Raw genomic sequence first — 10,788 nt, forward strand, 5'->3', positions numbered from 1 at the left:
TTCTTTTTTCAAACGAATCGGTTGACAAAGTTCAAGCCAGTGACTAATTATTAATCATGGCGCCTTATATTGAAACGACACGACAAGGCTGAACCCTATGATTGAATTAATTATCCAGACTCAACCTGACGATGAAACTTGTGGCCCAACCTGCCTGCAAGCAGTGTATCAATATTACGGATTGGAATTGCCGTTGCCCGAGATCATACAAACCATAGACCGCTCCATATCCGGGGGAACGTTATCTCCAATGCTTGGCAAACATGCCTTACAACAAGGATTCAATGCCAATATTTATATCTATAACCTTGTTTTATTTGATCCAAGTTGGTTCCAGGATGGAACTGTAGATAATAAATTTCTTATCGACAAACTCTATGCTCATATGACCTATAAAAATGATCCCTATATTACTCAATCATCAGAAGCATATATTGAATACCTAAAATTAGGTGGAAAAGTCTCTGCAAAACCATTGAATATTAATCTGCTTAAAAAATATTTTTCCAGGAATATTCCAATCATAACGGGTTTAAGTGCCACCAATCTTTACTGGAGTGCTCGCGAGTTTTTCACTCCGGAAGGCAAGTCTATTTATGATGATATCAGAGGCACCCCTTGTGGACATTTTGTGGTGCTGTGCGGATACGATGCCAAAAAGCGACATGCCGTCATCGCAGACCCTCATGCCGAGAATCCTCTGTTCCACAACAATTACTATAAAGTAAATATAAATCGTTTAATCAACTCAATTATGCTGGGAGTTATAACCTATGATGGAAATCTCTTGGTTATTGAGCCTAAAGCTTCAGAAATTTAATGCGGGTTTCGACATGGGGGACGTTCTTACCCGCATCGACTTAATATAGTGTTTTCACCAATAATTCCACGTTGAAAATAAAATGAATCTGCGTTGTAACACAATTCAATCATTTGCACTTGTGGAACCTTAATTGCTTGCTATACTGAATATTCTAAAGCATCACAATAATTGCTATGGTGTCGTAGCTTATAGTGTCTACATACCGATAAATGAATCCAAAGAGGGATAAATGCAAACAGTTATTGTTACAGACGATCCTGCTAGTTGGTCGTTTCTAAGTAAGCTGGCCCCAATTGTTCATACTTCTGAATATCTGAGCGGTGACGAATATCATCAAAATAAATCTTTTCGAGTCATTAATTTATGCCAGGCCTACAATTATCAGACTATAGGATATTACGTATCCCTGTTGGCACAGGCTCGAGATCATAAAGCCCTACCCTCGGTGCATAGTATCCAGGATGTATTAAATGTCAGTTTATCCAAATTAATATCCCAGGATACTCATGAAGAAATTCAGCACAGCTTGCATGACATCAAAGGTAATGAGTTCACCCTAAGTTTATACTTCGGCCAAAACATGGCAAAACGATATGCCACTCTGGCCAAACAATTACATGGTTTATTTCCCTTGCCGTTGATCCGCTTTACTCTTGAAAAGAAAAAACAATGGAAGATAAAAACATTAACGCCACTATCACTTGCCAATGTGCCAGTACACCATCTAGAATTTATGCGAGATGCCGCGGAAAACTATTTATCCAAAAAAAGAGTACACCAATGGCGCAAGAAACAACGCTTCCATGATCTGGCCATTCTTGTAGATCCAAGCGAACCCAATGCGCCATCGAATAAAAAAGCACTGGAGTTATTTGTTGCTGCTGGCGAAGAGTTAGGTTTGAATGTAGATATTATTGATAAGAATGAAAGTAAATCCATCGCAGAATATGATGCTTTGTTTATCAGAGCCACAACCTCAGTGAACCATTACACTTATCGCTTGTCACGACGTGCCGCCCAAGAAAACCTGGTAGTTATCGATGATCCGCAGTCAATTATCAAATGTTCCAATAAAGTATACCTTGCTGAATTGTTAAGTGGCCATCAAATAATGACCCCGGAAACCTTATTCATCAGCAAATACGACGCCCAACTGCCAAAAATCGAATTTCCTTGCGTCTTAAAAAAGCCAGACAGTGCCTTTTCCCATGGAGTGGTAAAAATTGATGATGAAAAAAGTTTACAAAAATCACTGAACCAATTTTTCAAAACCTCGGATTTGGTAGTCGTTCAGCCCTTTATTCCTACTGAATTTGATTGGCGAATTGGTATCTTGGATAACAAACCTTTATTTGCTTGTCGCTATTTTATGGCTAAAGGCCATTGGCAAATTTATGATTGGCATGGTGCTCAGGAACAAAAGGAAGGAGATCATGAAACCTTGCCTATTCATCTAGTACCCGAAGCCATACTTAAAATCGCGTTAAAAAGCACCCGATTGATTGGCGATGGTTTATATGGTGTTGATATAAAAAGTCACGGGGACAAATATTATGTGATTGAAGTCAATGACAATCCGAATATAGATAATGGCCTGGAAGATCAAATATTAGGCCCTAATTTATATCACCAGATAATGAATGTCTTTCTCCAACGTATTCGCAGGAAACACGGTTATGTCTAGCTTTTCAATTTTTTCCGTATTAGGTATCGAAATCGAATACATGTTAGTGGATAAAGAACATTTAAATGTCCAGCCTAAAAGTGATCTTATTCTAAGGACATTAGCCGGACATCAAGTAAATGAAGTGGAATTAGGCGACATAGCAATCAGTAATGAATTGGTAATGCATGTACTGGAGTTAAAAAATAATGGCCCTAAAGCACCAACTACTCCAGTAACTGATCACTTTCAACAAACGATTCAGGAATTACAACCGCTGCTGGAACAACACGAATTATTGTTACTGCCAACAGGCGCTCATCCCTGGATGAACCCTCATACCGAAACAGTGCGTTGGCCCCATGGCAATAATGCCATTTATAAACAGTTTGATGCTATTTTTGATTGCAAAGGGCATGGCTGGTCTAACCTGCAAAGCATGCATGTAAATTTGCCTTATGCAAATCAGGAAGAGTTTAATCAATTACATAATGTTATTCGTTTAATTTTACCGCTATTACCCGCACTTGCTGCCAGCACCCCATTTCTTGATGGTAAAGCCACAGGATTATTAGACTCCAGACTTTATTTTTATAATCACAATCAACAGCGAATTCCATCAATTAGTGGTGCAGTAATCCCCGAATTCATAAGTAGTGAAGAAGAATACCAGCAAAAAATATTAAATCCCATGTACCAGGACATCCGCCCATTTGATCCAGAAGGAATATTGCAGTACCAATGGCTAAATTCCAGAGCAGCTATCCCTAAGTTCGATCACAAAGCAATTGAAATTCGTATTTTGGACAGCCAGGAATGCGTTGAGGCAGATATTGCCATCGCCAATGCCATTAACGCCATCTTAAAAAACTGGCATTTATCCTCACATTATCACCTGGATAATCCATGTGACACCCTTTTGTTAAAGCAACTCTATGAGCAAGTAATAAAAACAGGGCTAGAAACACAAGTAGAAAACAAGGAATTATTAAAGCAATGGCAACTGCCTCCAAAGTCCATGACTATTAACCAAATATGGTCCATACTGATAGAACACATTAGTTCTGCACTGCCTTACAAGCAACAAACAGCACTGGAGCTCATCTTGAGTCAAGGAAATTTAAGCCAACGCATTCTCAAGGCGGCGCATAAAGAATACGCAGCCCAACCATTAAAACAAATATACAGACAACTTGCATCGTGCTTATTATCGAACCAACAATTTGCCCCATCATGAAAAAAATTGCGTTAATTATCAGTTGCGAACACGCGGTAGATACTGTTCCCCAGCCATACATTCCTCTATTCCACCCCTTCAAAGAATTATTAAATAGCCATAGAGGGATTGACTTTGGTGCTTTAACTATTGCTCATCACCTCAAAAAAACCGTTCCCTGTGATTTTATTCAGGCCCATACCACTCGTCTTCTCATTGATTGTAATAGAAGCCTGAAACACCCCTCATGTTTTTCTGAAATTACCCAAGACCTCCCGCAAGAAGAAAAAATAAAGATAATCAATCAATATTATCTGCCTTACCGCGAGCAAGTAACCGACCTGATTAAAAGCAAGATAAACCAGAAGTTTCAAGTATGGCATTTATCCATTCATAGCTTTACTCCAATAATGAATGACCTAGTACGCATGGCAGATATTGGATTTTTATATAATCCACAACGAAGTTCAGAAAAAATTTTGTGCAGACAATGGCAAAAAGAACTGCGACAGTTGTCCCCAACAATAAAAGTACGCCTGAACTATCCGTACAAAGGTATAGCAGATGGCTTTACTACCGCGTTACGCAAACAATTTGATGACTCCGAGTACGTTGGAATTGAAATAGAATCGAATCAAAAACTTACCTTAAACGAGCAATCGCTAAACACATTAAAAAATTTATTATCAGATAGCTTATTAAAACTATTATGTTAATATTGAGTTAATAAAGTTCACCTATAATGCTTTGCAATCAACGTTTTTGGTATTTTGATGATTATACAAGAGAAAATTAAAGCCATAATTAAACTGTCAGAATCGCTGAGAGAACATCAGTTTTCCAAGTTAATTACCACAATTAATTCATTAATTCTTGATACGTTGCTTAATCAACAATCTAATTATTTTAATCCGAGAATCGCTCCTTATCTGAATAAAATAAATAAGACAGGAGTTCCTTATACCAATTATGATCTTGATCCGGATAATATTTCACAAATAAAGAAAATGATAAATGCACTTTATCATGCCCGGTTAGCCTTGGAAGATTTAGAGTCTATTAATTTAAAACAAGACGGCCTCACCGTTGAAAACATTGCGCGAATCTATTCCAATACCATACATCATGGTTATCAAGCATCCTATTTGTTAACTCATTTGGATGTTGATATTAAGGATATGTTTAACGACGAATTACAAATGATTCTTCCAGTAGTTGGTAAGTTAATGAAATTTATTAACAGCCACTCCGAAGATACGAAAAAATTCACTAAAACCCTGCAAGAGTATCCTATAAGCTATAAAGTAGGGGAAGTGATGGGAACGGCAGTAAACCAAATGCAGCCTAGCAGCGGCGATTTGGATTATAAATTTCTCACCCAATTCAGCGCCGTACTTCCCAGTTATATTTCGCAGTTTACTCAATACGTCAAAAAATACTCTTACGTTATTGCCGAAAGAGAACCAACACTTAATAGTCAACAACTGGAAGAATTACGTAAGGCTGCGTTAACGTTACTAAATGATTTGGAGAATTTAAAAGGAAACAGCCTGTTTTTATCCTTCAAAGTCCTAAATTATATTCATATCATGCGTAATATTATTACCTTGTCCATGAGCTCTCTTGAGCAAATGGGGCATTTTAGTGAATCCTCTCAGGATGTGATTCGTGATAATCTTGCACAATTAAAATACGTTCTGTTACCTACCTTGTTCGGATTAGTAGACAAGATAGAAGACAACGCCATGTTAAAACCTGGAACGTTGTCTATCCCATTGATGGAACAAATAACCCCCCTCTATGGACTCCTAATCAAGTATGCATCCAAACCCGTTAACTTCAAGGAAAAAGGCGAGGAGTTGCTTAGCATAGAAGACTCTCGTTTTCTGGCCTTAAGATTAGAACGGACTTATGGGCGAATAAATGCAGCAAACAAAGCCATTTTTAAAATCGAAAAAGCAGAACAGGCGTTAATCAGTTTTTACGAAATACTGGAAAATCCCTTGTATCAAGAGCTGGCTACCCATCAGCTCCCTCCGGAAGTTAAAAGTCAACTCATTACCCATTATAAACTGATTAGTCCTTATATGATGCATGTAGACTTTGATTTAAATGATCGGCTTATTGACAGCCTCCAAGGTCCAGAGACTTTTTCTTCATGGTTTGGCAAACCCTTTCGTTGGTTAAACGACGAATTACCAGCAGATCATCTAAGCTTTGTATTAGAAAGAAAAAATGAATTACAAACCTTCATCTCGAAAAAACGAGCAACGGAAGAATTCCATATCAATTTAAATATGGATTTAATTAATTCAGTAAATAAAAAAACCGATCTTGTTTTGTTTCCCTACAGTGAACAAACCAATGTATTTGCAATCGATGAATCTGAGACATTAAATCCGGCTCACAGCTGTGCCCTGTTCAGCCTGTCGAATACCTACACCCTAAAACCGACCCCCAAAATAAATTACACTGCCAGGACGCTTTATCTCGAAGCACTGACAGAGGGATTACGGTATGAAATAATCGGCTTAAAAGGAACGGTGGAAACCGCTCTTATCTCTTGGGATAAACTAAAAGACATCCCCCGTGATGTTGCGGCAATAAAATCATCAGAAAGCAAATACTTACCTCAGCTCCTGGAGCTAATAGCAGTTGCCGGACATGCGTCAGCTACGGCAAAATTAACAATTAAAGCAGCAATACCACATGAGCCCCAAACCCTCTATCTTGAAACCACAAATAACGGTTTAAAATATGAACTGATTAATTTGCAAGGAATACTGGAAACATCCGTTATTCCTTGGGAAAAATTACCTGATCACCCGCATGATGTTTCTACATTAATCGCATCAAAAGAGAAATATTTAGCAAAATTACTGGAATTCACTTCAGAAGCAGGCCAAACCCTTAGCTCAGACGCATTAAAAATTGATGAATTAACTCCTCTATTAAGAGAACGAAGTGCTGTCATTTTGTTAAATAATAAAAACCTGGTTTATGTAGATGCAATAAAGAAAAAAATCACCCCATTGCAATCAACGCCTGATAATCAAGAGCACATGGCTCAATTAAAAGAAAAGATTACCAGTTCGTATCAAGTTGCCAAGGATGCAGAGCTTAAGTTAATTAAACAACTGACCGGCCGTTCACATCTCGGATTCAAACCATTTAAAGGACAAATTGTATTAAGTAATCCAAGCGACTTGACCGCAGATCAAGCCTTGGATCTCGAACAATGGTATAAAAATAAACGCGATAAATTTATGGTTGCCAGAAATGCCTATGATGAATTTATTGCACTATTAAAAAAACAAGTGACACCTCCAGGTAAAACAGATGGCACAGTCCTGCACTTGAGTCGACTAGATACAGTGGTTAAGGCGCGTTGCCGTAATTTGTATAATCTTTTTCAACCCTATTTTATTAACGGTATTCCCGTTGAATTGAAATCATCTGCTTTGGAGTTTGATAAATATTTAGTACATGCATTTACCGATAATGCGCACCATTCTGCTCCAGCGGTTGATATGTTTGAACAACTCGATGAGCATTTTCAGGTTTATTTTACCGAAATTGATTTATCCTGGAGCAGAAAAAGCCGAGTGTACTCTAAATATGCTCAAGACAAATTCACAGAGGAAAATGACGCGGCCTTGTTAGAGCATGATGCTACGATTGGCAATAGAGGACATTATGTCATTCAACATACCAATTATTCTAAATACATCAATGAGTTCCGCACAGATCTCAAAAAACACCTGTTAGTATTTAATCAAGCCATGCAAGCAGAATTAAAGCAACAGTCCTCAGGAATACCCTACCCTGAATTAGAAGACCCCCACACATTGCTTGCCCAGAATAAACAGGTTATCGCTCTAAAACGAATATTCAATAGTGTTTTTCATCTTGAAAGAGTCATGATCGATTTGGAAAAACTGAATAACCGCAGTACTGAATCCCGCTATGTTTATCATTTAGCACGGGCATATGAGCACGTAAATGAAATAATGGTTTTAACAAAAGACTTGGCAACGGATCCCCATTTTAGCCTTATTGCGCGTGAAATATTGGAAAAAGTACAAACAATGCACGCCACCATTGAAGAGCATATTGATCCATATCAGGTTGCCCCGGATGAAGTCAATTATAAACATCAAATGCAATTTAACGGCCTTTGGTATACGCTTAATGCGTTTTATATCAGCCCCAAACATATTAGAAGCTTACGTAATAATAATTACCTGACCGCTGAAGAGCTTAATGACTTACATATCAGTGCCAAAAGATCTGCGGCCCAGATAGAGTCCATTATTAACAGTGCAGGCTCTTATTTTAAGCTGTTCTTGCAAATCCCGAATATGATTAGCCTGTACAGCAATATGACAAGTAAACTGAATGAATTTATAAGTACCACTCACGACGGTGTCATCAATAATCTGGATCAATTCAACGCTAAAATCTTCACCCCCATGCTTCTTGAAGCCGATCACTGGGAAGATAAGTTAGGATTAATACCTGGCCATATATCGGGACCGCTGAAAAAAATAATTGATGAGTACTATAAGGGGCTTTTATATCCTCTGGAATTGCCAGCCAAAACCCACGTAGACTTGATTTGCGATAAAACCCCTATAGAAAAAAGAGTTCAGACTACCACCAAAAAAATTGAAAACGCTGAAAAGCATCTTGAAAAATTAGAAAAAAATTATAAGCACGTCAATAAGCTATTCTATCTAATTAATGCTTATGAGAATTTCGCTGGTGGATTAGTACAACTAGAAAAAACAGAGCTCCGCGAAATAACAAAAGACAAAATGATGACGTCTTATGTGAAAGCGCTACCCAAGTTAGTCTTACTGCAGCTAAAGCTTACCGTGGAATCGGATGATAATGAGAAAAATAAGTTGCTTGATGATTTATTGAACTCAAGTCTTAAAGAATATCAACCTAAATTAAATCAAATAAAAGACCTGGTCGCAGCAGCTCATCATTATTATCTTGGCGTCAAAGCGACCTATCAAATGCAATTAGCCACCACCAGGGAAAAGCTAGCCTATCTGCAGGATTTAACCCAAAGCCAGCAAAAAGCAAATCGGCTCTTCGTAGAAAATTACACCGAAGAATCCTTCAAAAAACAAACGGAAGCATTCTGTAATCGACATATAGGTTTGCAATATACGGATAAGGAATATCGAAATAAACTTCGCGAATACTTAATGACTTATCGAGAGCAAATTGTTTTTAAAGCAAAAACAACGGACGACATCAATCTGACGGTAAGAAATTTACTGAAAGAAAAAATAAAGTTGTTCGAAGAAAACAATTTTGTTAAATACTTCCATCTTGATACCGTACGAGTAGCATTGGCTCAATTTAAAAACTATTTTAGTATCTCAACTCTGGCAATCGAACAAAACGATTCGCTTTTTGAAAATGAAAAAACCTTAGGCGATAAAACTGAAAAAATAAACAACCTGCTCGAGTTCGCAGAAAATGAAGCATTAACAGTTGAAGAACGTTTTTCCCAAATCAAACTTGATGTAGAAGATCCCAGTTTTGGCCGTATTATTCTGGCTCATAAACCGGCAGATCACTTTAGTTTTACTTATCTCATCCATTGCGTCTTGTATTTACTGGAAACTATTTACCTATATACCCCTACTCGTAAACATCTTTACAACAATCTAGAAGAAGCCGTCAATACAAAACCACAAATTAATGAATTGACAAAACGTTTCGGCTTGTTTGCCAAACCGCAAGTTCCGCAAATCCAGCCTGTTATTGAACTTGAAGAGCTAGAGGCCGAACACAATAACGGAGTTGCCTCAACTATCGCAGCAAGAGTATAAAAGACACTACCCCAGATAAAGCAAGGAAGCTTTGTTGATGCAAACGGCTCTATAAATCATTGTGCATTCATCTACCGTATCGCAACAGAACTACTAACACATTAAACTAGAGGTTTTATTATTGCTCAAGGCGATGCCACAGCGCCTCTTTAATTACGGCCCACTCATCGGCAAGAAGACTAAAAATCACCGTGTCCGTAAGTGCGCCATTATGATGAATCATGTGCTGACGCAAGATGCCTTCCTCTTTAGCACCCAGTTTTTTCAAGGTATTATAAGAGCGTTTGTTGTTAGGATCTGTCGCAATCTGGATGCGATTAAATCGCCAATCCTCTATTGCCTGACGAAACATTAACCATAAACATTCGTGGTTAATTCGTGTCCCCCAAACTGCGGGGGTAAACCAACCATAACCAACCTCCAAACGTCGATGTTGTATCTCAAAATCATAATAAGCGCGACAACCAACAACCATGGCATCGCTACTGCGACGAACAGTATAGGTAATTTGACTACCAAGTTGATGCTGATTCATGGTGTATTGAAACCAACGTTCAAAATGAGTTCCATAGGCACTCATTGGCATATAAGCCCATATCCGCTCATCATGAGCAACAACACGCAATGCATCATAGTGAGTTTCATCCAATGGTTCTAGTTGAATGTTTTTTCCAGTGAGTATTTTTAGATCGAATGGATAATTTATCATGCTTCAAGTTCTTAATAATGAATGTTCAAAAGCATCGATAGCTTACCAGTTTCAAACATAAGGTTTCAATCAATCAGTCAATGAATTAATCTGAAACCCAACCATTTAAGAAATAAAAAAGACAACATGATTGTTTTGAGCTCATGACTTCCTTATAATTCCCCCCCAATAATAATAACAAGAAAGGATATGCTTATGAACAAATGGTTACTGATGGCCGCCAGCACGATGATGGCATTTAATGCCTCTGCAAGTACAGAGACTAATGCAGGTTTATGCGGATACAAAGATTATTTTCATCTAAGCAATGCATCACATCCTGGCATTTATATAGTGAACGGCTATAGTGAATCCGAGCTCTTTTTGACCCTGGTAGGCCCACGTAGTTTCACCATTAGAGACGGACGAGATTGTAGTTCGGGTTATGCTCACGTAACGGTTGCGTATGATATCGCAAACTGGTGCGTACTGGATATAAAAGATGGCCCATTTATGAACCATCCAACCGTTAGAGCATCATGCAAT

At 38.1% G+C, this 10,788-nt stretch carries 7 protein-coding genes; 6 read left to right on the top strand and 1 reads right to left on the bottom strand.

What is annotated here, in order from left to right:
• Window positions 1-97: 97 nt before the first annotated feature.
• The 5 genes from Q0495_RS01300 (at window position 98) to Q0495_RS01320 (ending at window position 9,554) form a co-directional block, all read left to right on the top strand.
• On the top strand, window positions 98-820 hold the full coding sequence (locus Q0495_RS01300) for a C39 family peptidase (protein ID WP_298622248.1): 723 nt from the start codon (window positions 98-100) through the stop codon (window positions 818-820).
• A 232-nt stretch (window positions 821-1,052) separates the two neighbouring features.
• Window positions 1,053-2,507 (top strand): RimK family protein, encoded by a 1,455-nt coding sequence (locus Q0495_RS01305; RefSeq protein ID WP_298622250.1) that lies wholly within the window; start codon window positions 1,053-1,055, stop codon window positions 2,505-2,507.
• Complete coding sequence (locus Q0495_RS01310) at window positions 2,500-3,723, top strand: glutamate-cysteine ligase family protein (protein ID WP_298622252.1); 1,224 nt, start codon at window positions 2,500-2,502, stop codon at window positions 3,721-3,723. Before Q0495_RS01305 ends, Q0495_RS01310 begins: the two co-directional genes overlap by 8 nt.
• The gene (locus Q0495_RS01315; protein WP_298622255.1) at window positions 3,720-4,418 is read left to right on the top strand and encodes an N-formylglutamate amidohydrolase; all 699 of its coding nucleotides are present in this window, start codon (window positions 3,720-3,722) and stop codon (window positions 4,416-4,418) included. Before Q0495_RS01310 ends, Q0495_RS01315 begins: the two co-directional genes overlap by 4 nt.
• A gap of 57 nt (window positions 4,419-4,475) precedes the next feature.
• Entirely contained in the window at window positions 4,476-9,554 is a 5,079-nt protein-coding gene (locus Q0495_RS01320) for a protein SdhA (protein ID WP_298622257.1), read from the top strand.
• A 118-nt stretch (window positions 9,555-9,672) separates the two neighbouring features.
• On the opposite strand, the gene Q0495_RS01325 is transcribed toward Q0495_RS01320, so the two are convergent.
• Window positions 9,673-10,263 carry a GNAT family protein gene (locus Q0495_RS01325; RefSeq protein WP_298622259.1) on the bottom strand — a complete coding sequence of 197 codons (591 nt, stop codon included), beginning with the start codon at window positions 10,261-10,263 and terminating at the stop codon, window positions 9,673-9,675.
• A gap of 195 nt (window positions 10,264-10,458) precedes the next feature.
• Here Q0495_RS01325 and Q0495_RS01330 point away from each other — a divergent pair.
• The coding region (locus Q0495_RS01330) for a hypothetical protein (protein ID WP_298622261.1) at window positions 10,459-10,788 on the top strand (330 nt) is incomplete at its 3' end.

Source organism: uncultured Legionella sp. (assembly GCF_937871865.1).
Lineage (GTDB): Bacteria > Pseudomonadota > Gammaproteobacteria > Legionellales > Legionellaceae > Legionella.